Annotated in this window: 19 protein-coding genes and 1 riboswitch; of the genes, 6 read left to right on the top strand and 13 right to left on the bottom strand. The window is 42.6% G+C overall.

The window, feature by feature from the left end; genetic code table 11:
- Positions 1–112: 112 nt before the first annotated feature.
- Positions 113–205, bottom strand: a riboswitch (cyclic di-GMP riboswitch).
- A gap of 370 nt (positions 206–575) precedes the next feature.
- From MHB83_RS06925 to MHB83_RS06900, 6 genes are read right to left on the bottom strand one after another with little or no spacing between them, the layout of a single operon-like run.
- Positions 576–1379 (bottom strand): ABC transporter permease, encoded by an 804-nt coding sequence (locus MHB83_RS06925; RefSeq protein ID WP_003214190.1) that lies wholly within the window; start codon positions 1377–1379, stop codon positions 576–578.
- Positions 1372–2241 (bottom strand): ABC transporter permease, encoded by an 870-nt coding sequence (locus tag MHB83_RS06920; RefSeq protein ID WP_003214329.1) that lies wholly within the window; start codon positions 2239–2241, stop codon positions 1372–1374. Before MHB83_RS06920 ends, MHB83_RS06925 begins: the two co-directional genes overlap by 8 nt.
- Positions 2241–3332: an ABC transporter ATP-binding protein gene (locus MHB83_RS06915; protein WP_342496836.1), complete on the bottom strand. Its 1092-nt coding sequence runs from the start codon at positions 3330–3332 to the stop codon at positions 2241–2243. The genes MHB83_RS06920 and MHB83_RS06915 overlap by 1 nt, the downstream gene beginning before the upstream one ends.
- Positions 3333–3340: 8 nt before the next feature.
- Positions 3341–4426 (bottom strand): ABC transporter substrate-binding protein, encoded by a 1086-nt coding sequence (locus MHB83_RS06910; protein WP_050943226.1) that lies wholly within the window; start codon positions 4424–4426, stop codon positions 3341–3343.
- Positions 4423–6408, bottom strand: coding sequence for a hydantoinase B/oxoprolinase family protein (locus MHB83_RS06905; protein ID WP_212046225.1), 1986 nt, complete (start codon positions 6406–6408; stop codon positions 4423–4425). Before MHB83_RS06905 ends, MHB83_RS06910 begins: the two co-directional genes overlap by 4 nt.
- A complete protein-coding gene (locus tag MHB83_RS06900; RefSeq protein ID WP_050943229.1) occupies positions 6398–8467 on the bottom strand; it encodes a hydantoinase/oxoprolinase family protein in 2070 nt (689 codons plus the stop codon). The genes MHB83_RS06905 and MHB83_RS06900 overlap by 11 nt, the downstream gene beginning before the upstream one ends.
- A gap of 367 nt (positions 8468–8834) precedes the next feature.
- Here MHB83_RS06900 and MHB83_RS06895 point away from each other — a divergent pair, with 367 nt between their 5' ends.
- The 3 genes from MHB83_RS06895 to MHB83_RS06885 all read left to right on the top strand — a co-directional run bounded on the left by MHB83_RS06895 (position 8835) and on the right by MHB83_RS06885 (position 11594).
- Complete coding sequence (locus MHB83_RS06895; protein ID WP_003214307.1) at positions 8835–9263, top strand: NucA/NucB deoxyribonuclease domain-containing protein; 429 nt, start codon at positions 8835–8837, stop codon at positions 9261–9263.
- 126 nt (positions 9264–9389) lie between these two features.
- Positions 9390–11087, top strand: coding sequence for a methyl-accepting chemotaxis protein (locus MHB83_RS06890; RefSeq protein ID WP_342496752.1), 1698 nt, complete (start codon positions 9390–9392; stop codon positions 11085–11087).
- A 120-nt stretch (positions 11088–11207) separates the two neighbouring features.
- Positions 11208–11594: a competence protein ComJ gene (locus tag MHB83_RS06885; RefSeq protein WP_050943233.1), complete on the top strand. Its 387-nt coding sequence runs from the start codon at positions 11208–11210 to the stop codon at positions 11592–11594.
- 1 nt (position 11595) lies between these two features.
- On the opposite strand, the gene MHB83_RS06880 is transcribed toward MHB83_RS06885, so the two are convergent.
- Together MHB83_RS06880 and MHB83_RS06875 are read right to left on the bottom strand one after the other, a co-directional pair.
- Complete coding sequence (locus tag MHB83_RS06880; RefSeq protein ID WP_050943235.1) at positions 11596–12402, bottom strand: AAC(3) family N-acetyltransferase; 807 nt, start codon at positions 12400–12402, stop codon at positions 11596–11598.
- A 29-nt stretch (positions 12403–12431) separates the two neighbouring features.
- On the bottom strand, positions 12432–12848 hold the full coding sequence (locus MHB83_RS06875) for a winged helix-turn-helix transcriptional regulator (protein ID WP_003214483.1): 417 nt from the start codon (positions 12846–12848) through the stop codon (positions 12432–12434).
- 115 nt (positions 12849–12963) lie between these two features.
- On the opposite strand from MHB83_RS06875, the gene MHB83_RS06870 reads away from it, so the two are divergent.
- Complete coding sequence (locus MHB83_RS06870) at positions 12964–13728, top strand: MBL fold metallo-hydrolase (RefSeq protein WP_003213935.1); 765 nt, start codon at positions 12964–12966, stop codon at positions 13726–13728.
- Positions 13729–13777: 49 nt separating this feature from the next.
- Here MHB83_RS06870 and MHB83_RS06865 read toward each other — a convergent pair whose 3' ends face one another.
- Positions 13778–14107, bottom strand: coding sequence for a YckD family protein (locus tag MHB83_RS06865; RefSeq protein WP_050943461.1), 330 nt, complete (start codon positions 14105–14107; stop codon positions 13778–13780).
- Between the two features lie 179 nt (positions 14108–14286).
- On the opposite strand from MHB83_RS06865, the gene MHB83_RS06860 reads away from it, so the two are divergent.
- Together MHB83_RS06860 and MHB83_RS06855 are read left to right on the top strand one after the other, a co-directional pair.
- Positions 14287–15159 (top strand): transporter substrate-binding domain-containing protein, encoded by an 873-nt coding sequence (locus MHB83_RS06860; protein ID WP_050943239.1) that lies wholly within the window; start codon positions 14287–14289, stop codon positions 15157–15159.
- A gap of 12 nt (positions 15160–15171) precedes the next feature.
- Positions 15172–15849 (top strand): amino acid ABC transporter permease, encoded by a 678-nt coding sequence (locus MHB83_RS06855; protein ID WP_003214368.1) that lies wholly within the window; start codon positions 15172–15174, stop codon positions 15847–15849.
- A gap of 46 nt (positions 15850–15895) precedes the next feature.
- On the opposite strand, the gene MHB83_RS06850 is transcribed toward MHB83_RS06855, so the two are convergent.
- From MHB83_RS06850 to MHB83_RS06835, 4 genes are all read right to left on the bottom strand, one after another.
- A complete protein-coding gene (locus MHB83_RS06850) occupies positions 15896–17194 on the bottom strand; it encodes an arsenic transporter (protein ID WP_050943242.1) in 1299 nt (432 codons plus the stop codon).
- A 113-nt stretch (positions 17195–17307) separates the two neighbouring features.
- A complete protein-coding gene (locus MHB83_RS06845) occupies positions 17308–18540 on the bottom strand; it encodes a helix-turn-helix domain-containing protein (protein WP_342496751.1) in 1233 nt (410 codons plus the stop codon).
- A gap of 125 nt (positions 18541–18665) precedes the next feature.
- On the bottom strand, positions 18666–20213 hold the full coding sequence (gene pruA, locus MHB83_RS06840) for an L-glutamate gamma-semialdehyde dehydrogenase (protein WP_342496750.1): 1548 nt from the start codon (positions 20211–20213) through the stop codon (positions 18666–18668).
- A 23-nt stretch (positions 20214–20236) separates the two neighbouring features.
- Complete coding sequence (locus MHB83_RS06835; RefSeq protein ID WP_012008867.1) at positions 20237–21154, bottom strand: proline dehydrogenase; 918 nt, start codon at positions 21152–21154, stop codon at positions 20237–20239.
- Positions 21155–21234: the final 80 nt, after the last annotated feature.

Here is a 21234-nt window from a genome sequence, read left to right as displayed (position 1 = left end):
CAATGTGACACCCAGCACCCTCTATATCAAAAGAACCAAGTCTATTTCATTAAAATAGACAGAATACGGAAAGAAGCCCACCCCGAATAAAACGGAGGGACTCCCATTTTGATTCGGTAACCTGGCGACCTTAGTAAAAAAGCAACATTTACCTTAGGACATGGCTTTGCGTCTCTACGTTTCCATAGATTTGCCTTTTTCTTCTTTTCTTTTTAAATATTTTCTATATTACGTCCACTTTATATGAAATTATTGTTTTTTTCACCGAAAAATGGGTGTAAAGATTCATGCGTTATGCCGAATGAATCACATAATAATTTACGATATTTACCGAAAATAACTAATAATAGTTGCGTTCAACCGAAAAGAATCGACTAAATACCGCAAAAATTTCATGTTTTCCCTTAAATTTTGCAAATATGACCGAAAATGTAGGATAGAGGTCTCCTTCCACCCTCCACAATTTCTTAAATCTTAAGAACTATATTCCCTAAAAAATTGAAAATATTTACCGTAAAAACAACACAAAAAGAGCTGCCATTTCAAATGACAGCTCCCTTGTTTCTTCATTATATTTACATCACCTTAGACAGGCCAATTGTTTTTTCAATAATGAGCAACGCAATGATAGAAATGATAATAAATATGACAGATATCGCATTGACACTCGGATCAAAGGTTTGCTCAATGTAATTAAACGTCCTGACGGGAATCGTAATCGTTTGGGGAGAGGAAACGAACAAACTGATCGATATTTCCCCAAATGACGTCACGGCAGAAAATACCCCACCTGCAATAATTCCTGGCTTTATCAAAGGCAGCGTCACTCGAAAGAATGTGCGAATGGGTCCTGCGCCAAGATTCATTGAAGCTAGCTCAAGCCGCGGATCCAAATTCGAGACACTGACACCTACTGTTCGAACCACATAGGGAAAGCCAATGATGACATGACCTATGACAAGCGCCCACAAAGATCCCGTAAACCCCATAGCCGTAAACAAATAGAGCATGGCAATCCCTAACACTACTTGAGGAATCATAAGAGGTGACAAAATGAAGGCTTGAATCGCCTCTTTTCCCTTAAAGGAAAGCCTTGCTAAAGCATACGAAGCCATCGTGCCTAAAAGAACCGTGAGAGGCGTTACGATGAATAGCAAAATCACACTGATACGCAGAGACTCCATCCATTCTGGATTCGACACGACCTCTTGAAACCAACGAACAGAGAACGAAGTCGGCGGAAATTCAGGAAAGGCATTTGGACTAAAAGCAGATAGGACAATGACAAGAACAGGTATGGTCAAAAAGAGATAAACCAATGACCCAGCAGTCCAAATCAGGATGGAAAGCAAGCGATCACCTAATGATTTTTTACGCATGCATCCTCGCCTCCCAGCGCTTCAATAGATAGCTTAATAAACTGACCACCACAAGCACACAAACCAATAACGTAAAGGACATCGCTGCAGCAAGAGGCAAGTTATACACCTGCATGACCTGCTGATAAATAGACAGCGGTAGCAGCGGCTGCATTCTTCCGCCGACTAAGAGCGGAGTGATATAGCTCCCAGCCGCCAGCGAAAAGACAATAATAGCCCCAGTCACCATCCCTGGAATGGTCAATGGAAAGGTCACATGAAAGAAGGTTCGAATTCGTCCAGCTCCTAGACTCATAGAAGCCGATCGTAAATGACGATCCATATCAGTTAAGCTCGTCGCAATAGGCAGCACTGCAAAAGGCAGCATGACCTGGACATAAGCAATAATCACCGCATTCATATTCCACAGCATAGAGAGCGGCTTCTCAATCACATGTAAATCTAATAACATGCCATTGATCAGACCATTTTGTGAAAGAAGGACAATCCATGCAAATGTCCGAATCACAACGCTTGTCAAAAGCGGCGAGACAAGTAAGATATAGAAAAATGCCCGCAGACGCGGATGAGGTGCCTTGACGAGCACGTATGCCGCAGGGTATGCCATCAATAAACAAATCACCGTTGTCTGTAAGGCTACCCACACTGTACTTCCAATCGCCTTCACATACGCATCTGTCGTGAACACATGAATATATTGAGAAAAGCTATACGTTTGTAATGTGTTCATCATTGAATCCACATCACGAAAACTGAGCACGAACATCATCACAAGCGGCGCTAGAAGAAATACAACAAGAAACAAACACGCCGGCAGCAGCATGAACCAATGAAATCGCTGATTCTTTTTCTTGATACGCATCACGTATGCACCTTCGAATCTAGGAAAACGATATCTTCAGGCTGCCAATTGATATGAATAGCTTCTCCAGCTTTCGGCAGCTCTGGAAATGCTGCATCAGAAGCATGAACAATCATTTCACCGCTATCGAGCCCCACCACCAAACGTAATGAGTGACCAATATAACTGACATCAGTCAGCACACCTGATACATGGTTGGACTGAATGTCTTCCCGCTCAGAAGATATGTTGATTCTTTCCGGACGGAGCATGAGTAAATGCTTCTCCTTCTTCTCTTGGTGTGACGCTGCCTTTAATTGAACTTCCTGCCCGTTTGACTGGATTAAATGAGGAACGATAAAAGCAGCTTTCGCTTCATCATAGACCGCCTCAAATAGGTTCACTTGTCCGATAAATTCAGCAACAAATCGATTGTTCGGCTGGCGGTACACCTCTAAAGGCGTCCCAATCTGCTGGATTTTCCCCTCTCCTAAAATCCCAACCCGATCAGAAAGACTTAATGCTTCCTCTTGATCATGGGTCACGAGAATGGTGGTAATTCCGACATTCCTTTGAATATTTCGAAGCTCTGTCTGCATATTTTTTCTTAGTTTTGCATCTAGGTTGCTGAGCGGTTCATCAAGAAGAAGAACAGATGGCTGAATCGCAAGCGCCCTTGCAATCGCTACCCGCTGCTGCTGTCCACCACTTAATTGATGCGGCATACGTTTCGCAAATGCTTCTAATTGCACAAGAGACAAACTCTCCATTACCTTCTCTTTGATTTCTGCCTTCTTTTTCTTTTGAACCTTTAGCCCATACGCCACATTATCAAATACGGTCAGATGCGGAAAGAGTGCATAGCTTTGAAAAACCATACCCGTTTTTCTTTGATAAGGCGGTAAATTCGTCACATTCTGAACACCAATATAGACGACACCTTCTGTTGGCTCTAAAAAACCGCCAATGATGTTTAATAACGTTGATTTCCCGCAGCCGCTCGGACCAAGAAGGGAGAAAAACTCTCCCTCATTCACCGTAAGACTGACATCGTTAAGAGCAATCTGCTCGCCAAAATGCTGGCTAATATGTTCTAAATGGATTCCACTCATACGATCACCTATTTTCCTCCGCCTAATACTTCGTTCCATCGATTTGTCCAATTGCCCAGCTCCGAAGTTGCTGTTTCGTAATCTACCCAAGTCAGCTTGCTATAATAATTCTCTCCAACCTTGACCTTCCCCTTAATCTTGTCACCGTATTTCACATCAGAATTCGACATGCCATAATAAGATACTGCCGAGAAAGCCTCTTGAGCTTCTTTTCCACTTAAATAGTTTAATAGTTTGTAAGCCGCTTCTTCATGCTGACTTCCCTTCGTTAAAGCCCAGCTCGCAACTGCTGCAACAGCGCCTTCTTTCGGATATGAGAAACCAATATTCATTCCTTCTTCTTCAAGTGCAAATGCTCGTCCATCCCAATATGGAACTGCTGCGACGTCACCACGTTCTAACAAGGTTTGAATAGACCCTGGATTGTCTGGAAAAGCAGCTACATGCCCTTTTAATTGCGAAAGGCTTTTAAAGGCTTTATCAATATCCTTAGGATTTGATTCTGTCCCCCCTTGAGCATGGACAAGCGCAGAGAAAAATTGCAGCCCGGCTGAATAAGTCGGGGATGAAATCGCTACCTTCCCTTTTAGCTGACTGCTCCATAGGTCTGTCCAGCTGTTTGGTTCCTGCTTTACGAGGTCTTTTCGATAAGCAATTCCAAGCTGACCCATACTAAAGCCTGCTGCATATTGTTTTCCATCAACAGTGAGCTTCTTTTGAACAGAACGGTAAAGTTTTTTGACATTCGGTGCTTGATCTTCATCGATAGGCGCAAGAACGTTTGCTGCAATGCCTCTTTGAATCGTATCAGGCTGTAAAATAAGCAGGTCATACGGTGGATTTTTACCATTTGACGCTTTTAATTTTGTAAACCATTCAGAATCCGCACCAGAGACGGTTTGGACTTTAATTCCCGTATCTTTTTCAAACTTTTCGAGGATCGGTTTGATATTCTTTTCCCAATCGCCTCCGTATACGCCAACGATTACAGTCTGCTGCTGTTTACCTTGATCCTGTCCATTCCCACCACAAGCTGTCAGCAGTAGAATCATTGATAGAGCACCTGCAAAAATAGTGATTAATCTTCTTTTCATGATTCATTTCCCCCTTTTTGTCCATCCATATGACGAAGTGCTTGAATAATATCTTTCTTTGTTAACGGCTCATTTCTATGACTGAAATATTGATGAACTGCATGTTTATAATGTGTACGTTCATTGGCTGGGTAGGAACGCAGCCGCACAGCAAGCTCGCTGCTGGCTTCATCCGTCCATACTTTCTCATAAGCTTCTCTGTGTTCTCCAACATCCCACATGGTATTAGCAGGATGATTACCCTTTTCACGAAGCTGATTCGTTTGCTCCTCATCAATCTTCCATTCATTTTGGTCTACATACACTTTAACGCCATATTGCTGCAGCGCTCTTTCTTCACTTAATAAACCTGCTTCCACTTCATGAAGGACTTTTTCTTTCTCTCTTGCAAATGGATTTCCCCAGCCGCCTCCACTTGGTGATATCAATTGCACAATTTCGCCTTTTTCAAGACGTAGAACATCTATTTTCGGCTGGTCTTGTTTTTCACCTTTTGCTGTGACTAGCTTGACCTCACCGATAGCTCCCGCGCGGCCGCCCATTAGCCCCCAAGGCTGAAACTTCATCCGTTCCATCCCTCGTGCGGTCACCATGGATTCAGGCTTGATCATTTCAAATTCCAAACCAATCGCATGTCCGCCTCTGTTTTCTCCTGCTCCGCCTGTGTTTGGCAAAAGCTCATATCGGTGAACATGAATATCAATATGCTGTTCTAAGCTCTCAATGGGTGTATTCTTCAAAAAACCAGACGAATGATCGATGCCATCTACTCCATCCGTTCCATTTTGAGCACCGCCGCCTCCGCCTAATGGTTCAACAACAGACATTTTCCTGCCACCTGTTTGATTATCAGGAACGGAGAGAACAACAATAGCTGATTGACCTGCACCTGCTGCCGGCACCGCCTCAGGTAACAGCTTACCAATGGCGCCTAGCACGACATTGAACAGCCGCATCGTAATTGAATGCCGAATACCAACAGAAGCCGGGTATTCTGGATGCACTAACGTCCCTTTAGGTGAAATCACTTCAATCGGATATGTGATTCCGCCATTAATCGGTATAAAGGGATCTTTACTAATAATGTAATTAATCAATCCTTGATATAGGAAGGAATGCTTCTGACCATTGGTGACAAGGTTAAAAGCTGTTTTCACTTGCGGGTCACACTCAGAAAAATCAAGTGTCAGCCGCTTTCCTTTCACCGTTAACTTGATTTTCAACCGGATCGGCACATCCGAGATCATATCATCATCTAAATAATCAGCGAATTCACTCGTTCCGTCCGGAATGGCTTCAATGACCTTTCCTGCACGAACCTCAGATTGTTTCAGGAGGTCCATCATTCCTTGTTTCACTTCATTTATTCCAAATTTCCCGATCATTTCTTTTAACCGAATTTCTGCTGTATTTACTGCAGCAATCATTGCATTGATATCCCCATCATTTAAATGACTGGCTCGGCTGTTGGCTCTTAAAAAAGTACGAACGACCTGATTCTCTTTTCCGCCTTCATAAATTTTCACTGGCGGTATTCTTAATCCTTCTTGATGAACATCTGTCGCTGTCGGTGAAATACTTGAGGGCACAAGTCCGCCCACATCACTTACATGAACAAAAGACCAAGCATAGCTGACAATTTCACCATCTACGAAAATCGGCTTAATGATATGGACATCTGGCAGGTGAGTTGCTAAACCATCTGTCGTATAAGGGTCATTTGTGATGATAATATCTCCTGGCTGCATCGGTCCGCTCTCTTCAATCGCTTTTTTAAGACTCAGCCCTAAAAAGATCGTGACACCCACTGTCTTCGGATAAACAAAGAAATCTCCAGAAGGCGTGGCTAACGCTGTCGCAAAGTCAGCTGATTCTTTGACGAAAGTCGTAAAAGACGTCCGCTCAATGACATGTCCCATGCCAGATGCAATTGCATTAAAATAACTACGCATCATCTCAAGCTTTGCTGGATCAGTTCTCATGTAAAGCCGCCTCCCTTGAAATCACCAAGTTCCCTGATTGATCAATGCTGCCTGCCCAATTTGGCAGAATCAATATTGTCGTATCATCCTGCTCAATGATGGCAGGTCCATTAATGACAGAGCCTACTGACAAAGTATCTCTGTAATAAATAGCTGCTTCATATTCTTTTTCTTCCATAAAGATTCGCCTAAATTCATGTGGCTTCAAAGATTGTCCGCTGCTTTCATGAACAGTTGTGAAAGGCAGCGGCGGCGTCTCGCCTATGACTCGAACTCGTAAATGAGTAAACTCGATGTTCGCCTGATCATCTCTATGACCATATTGACGCTGATGTAGTTTGTGAAAGGCTTCAATGAGTTGATGGATATCTTGTTCTTGCTTCAGCCATTCAGCTGATAAAGGTAATTCAATCTCAAAGGCTTGTCCTTGATAACGTGCATCTGCCAATAATAGTATGGATGTCTGTTTAATATGCTGAATGTTCTGCTGACTGAACCAATCAGTCGCTTTTCGAGAAAGCATCTCATAATCTTTTTTTAGTTGATCTATCGAGTAGTCTTGTAAACATATTTTCTTCGACAGTACCGCATCATGAATAAAGTCAGCGTTCAGGGCACCTAATGCACATAATGTTCCTGGACTTGGAGGAACGACCACGTTTTTCGCATGAATTTCTCGCGCAAGGAAATTCGCTACAACCGGTCCTGCTCCGCCAAACGCTAGTAAACTAAAATCTCTTGGGTCAAACCCTTGCTGCTCCATGACATTGCTTAATTCTGTGTACATATTGGCGACAGCTACTTGAATCAGCTGGTCAGCCGCTTCTTCTACCGTTTTGTTGAGCTGGTCAGCAATTGGCTGAAAGGCCTTTTCCGCCGCGGACAGCTGTAGTTGTAAATGTCCTCCGGCAAAACGCTCTTGATTGAGATAACCACATATGAGGAACGCGTCAGTTAAGGCGGCTTTCATTCCCTTTCCATACGAAGCTGGTCCCGGCTGTGAGCCAACTGATTCTGGTCCTGCTTTGAGAAGCCCTCCCTGATCAATCCATGCAACAGAACCCCCGCCTGCCCCTATTGAATACATCGCAACAGATGGAAGAATGATCGGAAAACCTGAAAGCTGATTTGACTGAGCCATCGTAGGCTGTCCATTTTGAATAATGGAGATATCTGCACTCGTCCCTCCCACATCAAACGTGATCAGATTGGATTCATTTGCAGCGGCTGCAATTCTTGCCGCACCAATGACACCAGCTGCCGGACCAGAAAAAAGTGTTTTAACAGGTGAAGTTGCTGCACTTTCTGCATCCATTAAACCACCATTTGATTGTGTAATGTATGGAGAAATTGGTACACCTTCTTCTTTCAAACGGCTTTTCAATGTTTGTAAATACTGTTTCACCTTTGGTTGGATATACAAATTGACAACAGACATCACAGTACGCTCGTATTCTCTCATTTGGGGCCATAATTCAGATGAAGTAAGGACTTCTAATTGCGGATAATGGTGTTTGATATAGGCTTTTGCCTGTAATTCATGAACTGGATTTTGATAGCTATGTAAAAAAGAAATGACAATACCTGCTAGCCCTTTAGACATGACCTGCTGGACAGCCTGATCTAATTGCTGCAGATGGAGAGGTTTTTTGATCGTACCATCGTGTATCAACCTTTCAGAGATTGGATATACATGCTTTCGTGGTATCAATGGTTCTGGCAAACGAGAATTGAAGTCATAAGGAATGGGTAATCGTAAACGCTGTAGTGACAATATGTCTTGAAAGCCTTCCGTCACAAAAAGGGCCAAATCTGCTCCTTTTCTCTGCAATAATGTATTAAGACCGATTGTCATGCCATGTACGAGATATTGGATTTTAGCTAAATCAACACCTCTGTCTTTTAGAAGTTTTAGCCCATTGATAATTCCCTGAGCTGGGTCGTCAGTCACTGTGGGTGTTTTGAGTTCAGTTAGCGCCCCTGTTGCTTCATTCATCAGCGATAAGTCAGTAAATGTTCCGCCTATGTCTATGCCAAGCCGATAAGAGACATCCGCCATTTGTACTTCCCTCCTACAATGTAAATAGAACGATATTTTGATAAATTACGACATTTTTTGATATTTGACTCCATATTATTAAAGCATATCGGTCTAGTCAATTTTATTTTTTTAAAATTTCTGTGTGTTAAATTCTTGAAATTAGCCCAAAAAGCAGTGATAAAGCCATTTTGATAAAGCATAATCTTTTTATGAACTGAAAAATTAAAATTTTTATGAATTTTTACAAATGTGAAAAGCAAGAAAACGAATAAAAACCGTTTTTCGAACTTTAAAAGGCGTTTTTTCAAAACCAGGAGAAATTGGTAATTAATTCTGCTATACTTCTGTTTACAAAATACGCAAACAAGAAAGAGAGCTAGCATCTATGAAACTTCTTAAAATCATTCTCTTGCTTTTACTGATCGTCGTTGGTGTAGCAACAGGCTATATTCAGCTGGAGCAAAGTAAACAAGAGACGACGAATTCATCTTATGACAAGACCATTCACTTCCCATCAGAACGTTACCCTGAAACCGCGAAGCACATAGAAGAGGCAATTGATGAAGGGCATTCATCCGTATGCACGATTGACCGTAAACATAGCGATGAACAAAGAGAACAATCACTTCATGGCATCCCAACAAAGCGCGGGTATGATCGGGACGAATGGCCGATGGCGATGTGTAAGGAAGGAGGAACAGGAGCTTCAGTCAAATATATTAGTCCTTCAGATAATAGAGGAGCCGGCTCATGGGTCGGTCATCAATTATCGGATGATCCTGACGGCACAAGAATACAATTTATCATCGATTAACGCCATTTCCCTTTTCTATCTAAAAAAATTTCCTCGTAACTGCATTCAGGTATTTCAAACATTTTTTTCATGCCGATAATCCTTAAGGAGGTTTATCCTACCTTATACCTAAAGGAGTCAAAAAGCATGAAGAAAAAGGGAAAACTGAGGCTTGGTGCCAAAATTTTGCTGATCTTTTTAAGTGTCATCATCATCTTTTCAGCAATTGTTGGTTATGTGGTGAATCGCGAAATGACAGAAAACATCAAGCACATGGCCACTGAAAAAGCAAAAGGTGATTTAAAGCTAGGCTATGCCTACCTAGATGAAAAAGTAGCAGGCTCGTGGCAGATAAAAGATGGAAAGCTTTACAAAGGAAATACCCAAATCAATGATCATGATACATTGGTCGACCATTTAGCAGAATACACTGATGATACCGTCACAATTTTCCAAGGAAATACCCGTGTCGCAACAAATGTCATGTTAAACGGAAAACGAGCTGTCGGTACACAAGTTTCACCAGAAGTGAAGGCCACTGTATTAGATAAAGGTGAAAACTATTACGGCACAGCAAATGTTGCAGGGAAAGACTACCAAACGGCTTATATGCCGATCAAAAATGATGCAGGCGAAACGATCGGTATTTTTTATACTGGCGCCAACCAAAGCATGATTTCACAAATGCTTCAGTCATTCTACATTCAATTTTTCATAGTTCTGTTGTTAAGCCTAATCGTTGCTGTGATCATTGTTTCTATTTTCACAAAGCGGATTCAAACCCGTCTCAAGCGTATGGCTTCTGCCATTAAAAGTGCAGGTGAAGGAAATTTAACCATCAATGTGACAGATACAGCAGGCGACGAACTGTCTGATCTGGCTGATCATTTCAATAAAATGCGGGAAAAACTAAATCACACCATTCTTAATGTGATGAACACGTCTGAATTAGTGGCAACCTCATCTGAACAGCTGTCAGCTAGTGCAGAAGAAACAAGTGCAGCATCCGAAAAAATCACCCATAGTATTCAGGAAGTCGCTCAATCATCAGAAGAACAGTCAGCTCAAATGACAACAAGTGAGCACACGATGATTCAAGTATCTAACGAGTTGGCAAACATCACGGAAAATGCGGGGCAAATGGCTTCAAGAAGTCAATTTGCACAAGAAATCGCCCTAAAAGGTGTACAGAATATTGGGGAAGTAAACTCACAAATGACATCTATTGCAAAATCAATAGAGGAAAATGGGACAGCCATTCAAGCATTAGAAACACGTTCGGCTGAAATTGATCATATTTCCCATGTTATTACAGACATCGCTAACCAGACCAACCTGCTTGCTCTTAACGCAGCAATTGAAGCAGCACGAGCAGGCGAGCATGGGAAAGGATTTGCAGTTGTCGCAGACGAAGTAAGAAAGCTCGCTGAAGAATCTCAATCATCATCAAATATGATTTCCCATCTCATTTCTGAAATCCAAAAAGAGATGACTCATTCAACTAATGCGATTAAACGAGTAAGAGAGGAAGCGGCTCAAGGGACTGTACTTATTTCTCATACAGAAGAATCATTTATTGATATTCAGCAGTCAATGAGAGAAATGGCAGATGGTATCAAGCATTTATCTAGTGCATCACAAAAAATCGTAGCTTATACAAACGATGCGAAACGATCCTTTGCCACTATTACAGAAGGGGTTAAACTAACAAGTGAACATTCACAACAAGTAGCCGGTTTAACAGAAGAACAATTTGCCGCAATGGAAGAAGTAACTGCTTCATCAGAAGCTCTTGCCCATTTAGCAGGAGATTTAAAAGCAATGGTTTCACAATTTCACATCTAGATTCCTCTTATAGAAGCGCAAGACGGCGACAATCGTCTTGCTGCCTAACATTCTCTTCAAGAATCACTCTTTCAACCATTCACATTCCAACGAAAATCTATGTATAAAGGAGTTTTTTAAATGAATAACTTAAACCAAGCCTATTCCCTATCTATCTCCTATCACCAAATCACCGTATACACCGGAAGCAAAACACCACCTGTGATTGACTGGTCAGATGATGACATTCTTCAAGGTTTCGCCATAGGAGATCACGGTGTATCCTTTGAAGGGGTCAACAACGGAAATGCATCTGTTACCGTAACTTTAAATAGCAATATGCCCCCAGCTTCGGCTGATAGAACGGTCACAGTGCCTTTTACGCATGCAAGCGATCAAGTTTATATCACAAGCGTCATGGCTCAGGTGCTGTCTTTCCCTATTCCAAAGGGAGACTATCAGCTCACCTGCTATACTTCTCAGCAGGCTGATCAAGACCTTTATCATATGAATTTCCAAACGGTGTAGGTCACGACTGATCGTACAAATCAAGCCACTTTTCCGCAAAGTCTACTGATTCTCTCACCGGTAATAAATATGAACTGGCAAGCCCGATTTGACCGTGATGATGAGTGCCTCCTGATAGAAGAAAGTCACGGCCGATCTGCTCAAATAATTCTTCTCTTGTGATAATATCTTGGTATTCTTTCCATACCCTCCATCCATTTTCTAAGATGGGAGCTCCTCTTGTCATGAGGTCTTGCTGAGGGATGCGATATTCAGCCAGATGGAAAGCTGTCAGACTTTCAAAAGATGTACCAATCAGCAGCACCTGAGCCTGAACATCATACATGCGGGCTAGAGGCGAATGTTCTCCTAATCCAAAAGAAAGTGCGTGGTGTTTCAGAAGCTCATGTTTCTTTTTCCCCCAGGCCGTGAATGAAAAATGAGGATGATTGCTTCTCGCCACGCCCGGGTATTTCCAAAACGTTTCCGCTACCTTTCCCATTGCTGTTGGCATCGAGTAAGCTGGATCAAATGCAGGCATCGTGTCTTTGATCGATTTCCACCATGAAAAAGGAACAGGCGGATCGATCCAATCAGCGGGCTCAGAAAGCTCTAACGTTTGTGCCGGCATGATTAGTGTCCCCTCTTCTGTTAAGGTTTCCATCAATGCTTGTATGAGGGCAACAGCGCCTCCGTTTACCCATCCAATAGATGATAAAGATGAGTGAACACATAAAATCATGCCTTTTTTCACACCAAGTTGAACCAAGTCTGCTTTGATTTTTTCCTTTGTCACCGGTCCAGCTTGATTTTCGATTAATTTTTTCATCGTTTCCTTATCCTCCTGCGTCTCTTTTCTTACTGCTGAATGAGACGCTTAACCGCAATAGACAGTTTATAATTTGCGTAATTTGTCAGCTCCGTTAAAAACAGATCCAGTTCATCATGACTGGAGAAATGACCTTCAGCCATATAACAGCCCTCACCACTTATTTTAAATAAATTCTTGATCTCTTCCTGTCGGTCGAGAAAGGACAGAAGCGGTTCGTGATGATGACTGCGGGTATAGAGCTGCATAAATGTTTGAATGGTCTTTTGCGTCCGCCAGTCAATCGAAATGGTATATGCTTCAATCACACCCTCTTCTTCAAGCTTTAACACACGATTTGCAACAGCTTGACCCGTTAAATGAACTTTTTCACCTAGCGCTTTCATAGTTAATCGGCTGTTTTTTGAGAGCTCTTTTAATATATCCAAATCGGTTTGGTCTAACATTGGCTCACCTCTTTCAAAAATCAAGTCCTTCTGATGAAAGACTTTCATTACCCTCTGTCACATGGAACTCTTTTAATATACTGTAAACTTAAGCAGAAAAAAAGGAGGCCTTTTCATGAAAATCACACTCATTCGGAATGCTACTTTCTACCTTGAATATGGTCAGGCAACTTTCTTCATTGATCCCTTTTTAGCAGCAAAAGGAACATATCCACCGTTTCCTCATACAGCCAATCAACATTTGAACAATCCGATTGTTGATCTGCCTGTAAACATTGACATAGACAACATGCTACACCCAGATGCTGTCTTACTCACTCATTTGCACGTGGATCACTTTGATGACGAGGCGAAACAAAAATTAGACCAAGACCAACCCATTTATACGCAATCGGATAATGACAAAAAAGAAGTTGAAGAGGCTGGTTTCCAGCATGTCACATGCATTGAAGATGAAATAGACATTTATGGTGTTCATATTCAGCGGACAGGTGGACAGCATGGGACAGGAGAAATTGCAAAGCGGATGGGACAGGTCAGCGGTTTTGTTTTCTCTCACCCTGATGAACCTACCCTTTACATTGCAGGTGATACCATTTGGTGTGATGAGCCGAAGGAGGTTATCAATACTTGCAAGCCAGATGTCATTGTGGTCAATAGCGGAGCTGCTCAATTTTTAGAGGGCGATCCGATTACGATGACGAAGGAAGACATTTTAGACGTTCACCGTTCTCACCCAACTGCACAAATTGTCGCTACTCACCTTGAGGCAGTGAATCATTGCTTACTAACAAGAGCCTCTTTACAAGCTTACATTCAGGAGCATCAAGCAGCACAAGCCATTTTTGTCCCAAACGATGGTGAAAGTCTCTCCTTCTGAATAGATTGATAAACAATAAAAAACCGGCACCTCGCTGCCGGTTTCATCCTTATGGTCGATGGTGCTGTGGTTTTTTCAGCAATGGCACAAATCCGTTGTTTTTCAAATGATTGTAATGCTCATCCATCCGTTTCGTAATATGTGTACCTTGTTCCTTTGTTAACACACCATATTGGACGTACTTCTCAATCACTTCTTTTCGTTTAGAAAGAATTTGCTGCTCAAGCGTTTCAATTTGTTTTTGTTGTTCTGTCGTTAGTTTTACTTGATGCGTTACTGGACGCTTTTCCATTTGGGGTGTTTCTCCATGAGCTGTTTCCATATAAAAACCAGACAACAGCATCATCGATAATATGATCAATCCACTTATTCTTTTCATCATTTTATTCCCTCCTTTATTCGCATTTATTTTGTGCACACTTTCCTTTTTTATACATATTCCAACACACAAATTGCACATAATATTCTTACTTTTTCGCTTTTCTTCTGAAAACGTTGTCCTAACAGAAAAAGCGTGCTATGTTTTGTTTTGTATAAAAAATAGAGGAGGATTCTTAAATGAGTCGTTTTTATCATAGAAAATCGATCTGGGTAATGCTTGTTGTGTCTGCTTTCATACTTGTCTTGTCTGCTTGCAGTCAATCAGGCTCTTCTCAGTCTGGAGATTCAAAGTGGGATGAGATTCAAAAGAAAGGGAAAATCGTGGTTGCTACTTCAGGCACCCTTTATCCAACGTCATATCATGATACCGCTAATGGCAAGGATCAATTGACTGGTTATGAAGTGGAAGTGGTCAAAGAAGCATTTAAACGCCTTGATGTGAAAGTAGAATTTAAAGAAATGGGCTATGATGGCATGCTGAGCGCCATTAATTCTGGTCAAGTGGATGCCGCTGCAAATGACATTGACATCACAGATGACAGAAAAGATAAGTTCGCCTTTTCAACTCCTTATAAATATTCTTATGGCACGGCGATCGTAAGAAAAGATGATTTGTCTGGCATTAAAACGTTAAAAGATTTAAAAGGAAAGAAAGCAGCTGGTGCTGCCACAACGATTTACATGGATGTCGCTCGCAAGTACGGTGCGAAGGAAGTCATTTATGATAATGCGACAAACGAGCAATACTTAAAGGATGTCGCTAACGGTCGTACAGATGTCATTCTAAATGATTATTACTTGCAGACACTAGCTCTAGCTGCATTCCCGAAATTAAATATTACGATTCACCCTGACTTAAAATACATGCCAAACGAACAAGGTTTTGTGATGAAGAAAGACAACACAGAGCTTCAAAAAGAATTAAATCGTGTCTTAAAAGAAATGAAAAAAGACGGAACCATGAAAAAGATTTCCGAAAAATTCTTTAATCATGCAGACGTCTCAAAGAAAATAAATGCTGATGTCGAAGATGTCGACATTTCTAAATAAGGAGCCACAAGCGTGGGAGATATTCATTTAGAATATATATTTAATCCTGCACTGGCAAAGGCGTCATTTCCATTTGTCATGAAAGGCATCTGGCTGACGCTGCTCATTTCCTTTGTGAGCATGTTTTTTGGCACCATTCTTGGCTTTTTTATTGCGCTTGCCAGAATGGCGAATACGTGGATGCTTTGGCTGCCTGCACGGCTGTATATCTCATTCATGCGTGGCGTGCCCATTCTGGTGATTTTGTTTATTCTTTATTTTGGATTTCCTTATATCGGCATTGAGTTTACAGCGGTCACTGCTGCCATTATTGGATTCAGCTTCAATAGCGCTGCCTATATTGCAGAAATCAATCGGGCGGCCCTCTCATCTGTTCCAAGTGGACAGGTGGAAGCTGCCAAATCACTAGGGCTCAGCTATTGGCAAACGATGCGCGGTGTCATTTTGCCTCAATCCGTCCGCATCGCACTGCCACCATTGACCAATGTCATGCTCGATTTAATCAAAGCCTCCTCACTGGCTGCGATGATTACTGTACCCGAGCTTTTCCAGCAAGCAAAGATCGTAGGTGGGCGCGAATTCGATTATATGACCATGTATATTTTGGTCGCCCTCATTTACTGGGGCATTTGCAGCGTAGTCTCATTGCTTCAGGACTTTTTAGAAAAACACTATGCAAAATATCTGTAACAAAAAAGAGCAGATCCAATCGACCTGCTCTTTTTTATATTCAGCTTTAATGTATTAGCCATAACCACGCATATAACCCCAGTAAAGTAAGGATCAAGGTTGGGATGGTCAGGATGATTCCGGCTTTCATGTATGCACCCCAAGAGATATGGACGCCTTTTTTCTTAAGAACATGAAGCCACAGCAATGTCGCCAATGAGCCGATAGGGGTCATTTTCGGACCAAGGTTGGAGCCGATGACATTGGCATAAATCAGTCCGTCTCTCATGACGCCTGCTGTATCTGTATGACCGATTGCTATCGCATCAATCAATACGGTAGGCAGATTGTTCATGACAGAGGACAGCACTGCGGCAAGCACGCCCATAAACATCGTTCCCGCAAGCAAGCCATGCGATGCTCCTTGTTCGATCCATGCCGCCAATATTTCTGTGAGACCGACATTCTTCAGTCCATATACGACGACATACATGCCGATTGAGAAAAAGACAATGGACCACGGTGCTTCTTTTACGACACGTTTTGTCGCCACTTGCGGACTTCTTCTCGCCAGCCACAAGAAGACAAGGGCAATACCGCCCACAATGATGGAGACCGGAACCCCAATGAGTTCCCCTGCAAAATAACCGACAAGCAGACAGCCAAGTACATACCAAGACAAGCGGAACATGCGGATATCCCGGATTGCTGATGCCGGTTCCTTCGCCTGTGATACATCGTATGTTTTTGGGATAAGCTTTCGGTAAAACACATAAAGCACTAGCATGCTTGCTCCAAGCGACACAAGGTTTGGCACGAACATGTTTGCTGTATATTCTAGAAACCCAATATGAAAATAGTCGGCTGATACGATATTGACCAAGTTACTAATAACAAATGGCAAAGAGGTTGTATCTGCAATAAAGCCGCTCGCCATCACAAAAGGCAGGATCATCCGCTCATCCAGCTTTAACGCTCTCACTACAGACAAGACGATCGGGGTCAAAATCAGTGCCGCTCCATCATTCGCAAAAAAAGCAGCCACGACAGCGCCGAGCAATGTTAAATAAATAAACATGCGGACACCGTTCCCTCTTGCGGCTTTTGCCATATGCAGTGCAGCCCATTCGAAAAACCCAATTTCATCTAAAATTAACGAAATAATAATGATGCCAATAAACGCAAATGTTGCGTTCCATACTATCTGCGTCACTTCCCACACATCGCCCAGATGAACGACACCAAAGGCAAGTGCAAGAATGGCGCCTCCACATGCTGACCATCCAATGGTTAAACGTCCTGGCTGCCAAATGACAAGGACGAGGGTCAGGATGAAAATCAAAATGGCCAAGGTGACTGCTCCCAAAGGTGGCCCCCCTTTCATAAAATCCTTATCTATCATACAACGAAACACAGCCGGTGTATGCCATTTTCACATGAAAACCCGCAGGTGATCCCGGGCACCTGCGGATTCGATGACTATTGATCTTTTTTCATCAGCATTAATTCAATAAATAACTCACATCGCTGGCTGAAGTGACTTAAATCGATTGAGGTCATATCAAAGATTTGTTTCATTCGATAATTTAATGTATTTTGATGAATAAACAACTGCTCCGCGGCTGGCTTTAGCTTGCAGTTATTCAATAAGTAGACTTCAAGCGTTTTTAAAAATGAGGTTTGGCTGTCACGGTCTTTTTCTTTCAAACGTAATAAATCTGGATTGAAGTCATTTTTCTTTTTTTGATGACTGTAAATTGAGTCTAAGAACCGGAAAACCCCCAGATTCTCGTAATCATATGGAATCAGCTCTTGTCCCCCCACAATTTTCACAGCCTTCACGACCTCTATCGCTTCAAATCGACTTGTGCTCATTTTCATGACATCTCGATATTCTCTTCCCATCCCAATATACAATGGAGAAGGATGGGCATGCGCTTTCGATTTCAGGTGAGCGATGACGTCAGCCGCAGTCGCTTTCGGTGAGTGCCGGTCTGACAAGCTGCCCAATATCACGACAATGTCGGCTTGAACGGAGTATACGTGATTCACCTTGTCTTCTAGCTGCAAATACGTCCGAATGACGTCCTTTACATCTTCTGCCGTCTCACTTTTGTTATCGGCAGCGTGTACGACCATGACAGTAAATACCGCTGGCAGCGGGATGCTTAAATTCTCAGCCTCCCACTTCAGTTCTTCTTCTGTATAAAAATGATCATCCATGACCTTTTTGAAAAATTCTTCAATCTTGCCTTCCTTTTTCTCCAGCTGTTTCTTATTCTTATAAATCACTTTTCCCACTTGAAAGGAAGCTTCATGCAAAAATTGCAGCTCCTCCTGCGTGAGGGAATCCTCAATGTCCTGCACCCAAATAAAGCCTACAACCTCTTGTTTGTGCTTGGCGCTCACAGCCACCCGCCGATTAAACCCGAGCTCGTCATGACCACTCACATAAAAAGGCTTTGACTCCTTGTGAAGCCGCTCGATGACCCCTGTTTTCTTTAACCAATCGACTACAGACCCCGGACATTCCTTTGAGAAAATCGTTTGCTGATTGACTGGGTCAAACTGCTGAATGCTGTAAGAATTATAAGCAAGGAGCTGACACTCTGTGCTTTCTAAAATGACTGGTTTTTTTAAATACCCGCTAATAAATGCAATTAACTTATCGACATCAAAAAATGTATGAAGCTTTTCTAATATCTCTTCCATCCCGATTGCTCCCTGATTAAGTAATACATTTATCATACTTCTTTCCGGACAGATTTGCATAGAAACAAGTCGTAGACAAGCAAAAAAAGCATGAACCCGTGTGCACAGGTTCATGCTTTTCCAACTTAAAACATTTCACTAATCGTTTTTGCCTGCATGTGTAGAGCTAGGTAATCTGGACCGCCTGCTTTTGAATCGGTTCCTGACATTTTGAATCCGCCGAATGGGTGGTATCCCACGATGGCTCCTGTGCAGTTACGGTTAAAGTAGAGGTTCCCTACGTGGAACTCCTGCTTCGCACGGTTGATGTGATCACGATTATTGGTAATGACAGCACCTGTCAAACCATATTCCGTGTTGTTGGCTACTTCAAGTGCCTCATCAAAGCTAGATACTTTCGAGAAGGCCAAGACAGGTCCAAAGATTTCTTCTTGCATCAAGCGAGATGTTGGCTCAAGATCTGCAAAAATGGTTGGGTGAATGAAATATCCTTCTGAATCATCACTCGTTCCGCCAGTGACTAAGCGGCCTTCCTGTTTGCCAACCTCGATATAATCCGTGATCTTGTCAAAGGACGCTTGATCAATGACAGGTCCCATGTAGACATCCGCAGAAAGAGGATTCGCTGTTGTTTTCGTTTCTGTGATTTCCTTCACTCGCTCGATCACTTGGTCATACAGCTTCTCGTGGACGACTGCCCGAGATCCAGCTGAACATTTCTGACCTGAAAAACCGAAGGCTGATGTGAAAATGGCATTAGCCGCTAATTCGACGTCTGCATCCTCATCTACAACCACTGTATCCTTACCACCCATTTCAGCAATGACACGCTTTAAATGCTGCTGACCTGGCTGTACTTTTGCCGCACGTTCAAAGATACGTGTCCCTACTTCTCTTGAGCCAGTGAATGTAATCAGGCTTGTTTTCGGGTGATCGACTAAGTAATCTCCAACTTCAGCTCCGCTTCCTGGTACAAAGTTCACCACACCCTTTGGAAGACCTGCTTGCTCAAGCTCTTCCACAAAACGTGCCGCAATGACAGGAGTTGCACTTGCAGGTTTTAAGACAACTGTGTTCCCTGTAACGATTGGTGCTACTGTTGTTCCTGCCATAATGGCAAACAAGAAGTTCCACGGCGGAATGACGAGCGTCACGCCAGTTGGTGTGTATACGTATTGATTGTGTTCCCCTTCGCGGCTGTTCACTGGTTTGCCTTTCACCAGCTCCAGCATTTGACGAGCATAATATTCAAGGAAGTCGATCGCTTCTGCTGTATCTGCGTCCGCCTCGTTCCAAGGCTTACCTGCTTCTTTGACAAGAAGGGCTGAATACTCATGCTTTTTACGGCGAATGCTTGCCGCAGCACGGAATATGACGCTGGCTCTTTCTTCTGGAGACGTATAGCGCCAAGTTTCAAATGCTTTCGCCGCAGCCTGAACCGCTTGTTCTGCCTCTTCTTTCCCGGCCTTTGATACGGTTCCAACAACTTCATCCTTTTTCGCTGGATTGATCGAGACAATTTGGTCTTTCGTTTCGATTCTTTCGCCATTAATCACGAGCGGATAGGTTTGACCCAGTGATTCTGTTACCTTTGCTAATGCTTGTTCAAACGCTTTACGGTTTTCTTCCTGGCTAAAATCCGTGAATGGTTCATGTTTGTAAGGTGTTGTCATCTTTGTCACGCTCCCGTTTCAAATTATTTTTTCGTCATTCCTTTTAAAGCAAAGGCAATGTTTGCCGGCCGTTCTGCAAGACGTCTCATGTAGTAGCCATACCACTCTCGTCCATACGGGGTATAGACCCTCATTTGATAGCCTTCCTTCACAAGTGCCTGCTGCGTTTCTGATCTCATGCCATACAGCATTTGAAATTCGAACTGACTTGTCGGTATATTGTGTTTTTTTACAATATTTTTCGTGAACTCGATCATTTGATCGTCATGTGTCGCAATGGCTGTATAGTTCCCTGTAAGTAATTGCTTTTCGATCAGTTTCTTGTAATTCTGATCAACGTCTTTTTTGTTCGGATACGCCACTTCGGCGGATTCCTTATAGGCACCCTTTACAAGTCGTAAAAATGGTTGCAGCTCATTGAGGTCATCAAGATCCTTTTCTGTTCTGTACAAATACGCCTGCAGGACCGTACTAACATACTCATATTGAGATTTCATCTCTTTAAAAATGTCCAGCGTTTTTTGACAGCGCTGTTCATCCTCCATATCGATTGTCACCATGATACGGTGTTTTTCTGCCGTATCTAAAATACGTTTCATATTGCGATACACAAGGTCATCGTCAATATCCAGTCCGAGTGATGTCATTTTGAGTGACACGTGGGAATTGAGCTTGGCCTCTGCAATCCGCTGAATGGTTTGAATACACTCATCCGTCCGCTCATTTGCAATCTCTGCCTTTGTGACAAACTCACCAAGGTGATCGACTGTTACAGCCATTCCTTGATCATTTAATCGTTTAATGACAGAGATAGCGCTCTCAAAATCTTTCCCACCGATGATTTTCTTAGATGCAACAGCACTTCCCCAATTACGAGCAATATGGTTCAAGAGACTGCTTTTTGACAAAAACAAGAAGAAATTTCTTGTGACCGACTCCATAAAGGGCACCTCCCACTCTTTGTAAGCTATGTCTTTATTGTAAGGCTCATAAGCTGTCCGCTACAATATTTGAAGATGAC

The organism is Bacillus sp. FSL K6-3149, from assembly GCF_038630515.1.
Taxonomy (GTDB): Bacteria; Bacillota; Bacilli; order Bacillales; family Bacillaceae; genus Bacillus; species Bacillus pumilus.
The sequence above is the reverse complement of the archived record's forward strand: the minus strand, read 5'-3'. Positions and strand labels throughout refer to the sequence as shown.

What these genes read in the sequence shown, in the direction of transcription:
- MHB83_RS06925 (WP_003214190.1), bottom strand. Translation starts at nt 1,379, where the DNA reads ATGCGTAAAAAATCATTAGGTGATCGCTTGCTTTCCATCCTGATTTGG.
- MHB83_RS06920 (WP_003214329.1), bottom strand. Translation starts at nt 2,241, where the DNA reads ATGCGTATCAAGAAAAAGAATCAGCGATTTCATTGGTTCATGCTGCTG.
- MHB83_RS06915 (WP_342496836.1), bottom strand. Translation starts at nt 3,332, where the DNA reads ATGAGTGGAATCCATTTAGAACATATTAGCCAGCATTTTGGCGAGCAG.
- MHB83_RS06910 (WP_050943226.1), bottom strand. Translation starts at nt 4,426, where the DNA reads ATGAAAAGAAGATTAATCACTATTTTTGCAGGTGCTCTATCAATGATT.
- MHB83_RS06905 (WP_212046225.1), bottom strand. Translation starts at nt 6,408, where the DNA reads ATGAGAACTGATCCAGCAAAGCTTGAGATGATGCGTAGTTATTTTAAT.
- MHB83_RS06900 (WP_050943229.1), bottom strand. Translation starts at nt 8,467, where the DNA reads ATGGCGGATGTCTCTTATCGGCTTGGCATAGACATAGGCGGAACATTT.
- MHB83_RS06895 (WP_003214307.1), top strand. Translation starts at nt 8,835, where the DNA reads ATGAAACTTCTTAAAATCATTCTCTTGCTTTTACTGATCGTCGTTGGT.
- MHB83_RS06890 (WP_342496752.1), top strand. Translation starts at nt 9,390, where the DNA reads ATGAAGAAAAAGGGAAAACTGAGGCTTGGTGCCAAAATTTTGCTGATC.
- MHB83_RS06885 (WP_050943233.1), top strand. Translation starts at nt 11,208, where the DNA reads ATGAATAACTTAAACCAAGCCTATTCCCTATCTATCTCCTATCACCAA.
- MHB83_RS06880 (WP_050943235.1), bottom strand. Translation starts at nt 12,402, where the DNA reads ATGAAAAAATTAATCGAAAATCAAGCTGGACCGGTGACAAAGGAAAAA.
- MHB83_RS06875 (WP_003214483.1), bottom strand. Translation starts at nt 12,848, where the DNA reads ATGTTAGACCAAACCGATTTGGATATATTAAAAGAGCTCTCAAAAAAC.
- MHB83_RS06870 (WP_003213935.1), top strand. Translation starts at nt 12,964, where the DNA reads ATGAAAATCACACTCATTCGGAATGCTACTTTCTACCTTGAATATGGT.
- MHB83_RS06865 (WP_050943461.1), bottom strand. Translation starts at nt 14,107, where the DNA reads ATGAAAAGAATAAGTGGATTGATCATATTATCGATGATGCTGTTGTCT.
- MHB83_RS06860 (WP_050943239.1), top strand. Translation starts at nt 14,287, where the DNA reads ATGAGTCGTTTTTATCATAGAAAATCGATCTGGGTAATGCTTGTTGTG.
- MHB83_RS06845 (WP_342496751.1), bottom strand. Translation starts at nt 18,540, where the DNA reads ATGGAAGAGATATTAGAAAAGCTTCATACATTTTTTGATGTCGATAAG.
- pruA (WP_342496750.1), bottom strand. Translation starts at nt 20,213, where the DNA reads ATGACAACACCTTACAAACATGAACCATTCACGGATTTTAGCCAGGAA.
- MHB83_RS06835 (WP_012008867.1), bottom strand. Translation starts at nt 21,154, where the DNA reads ATGGAGTCGGTCACAAGAAATTTCTTCTTGTTTTTGTCAAAAAGCAGT.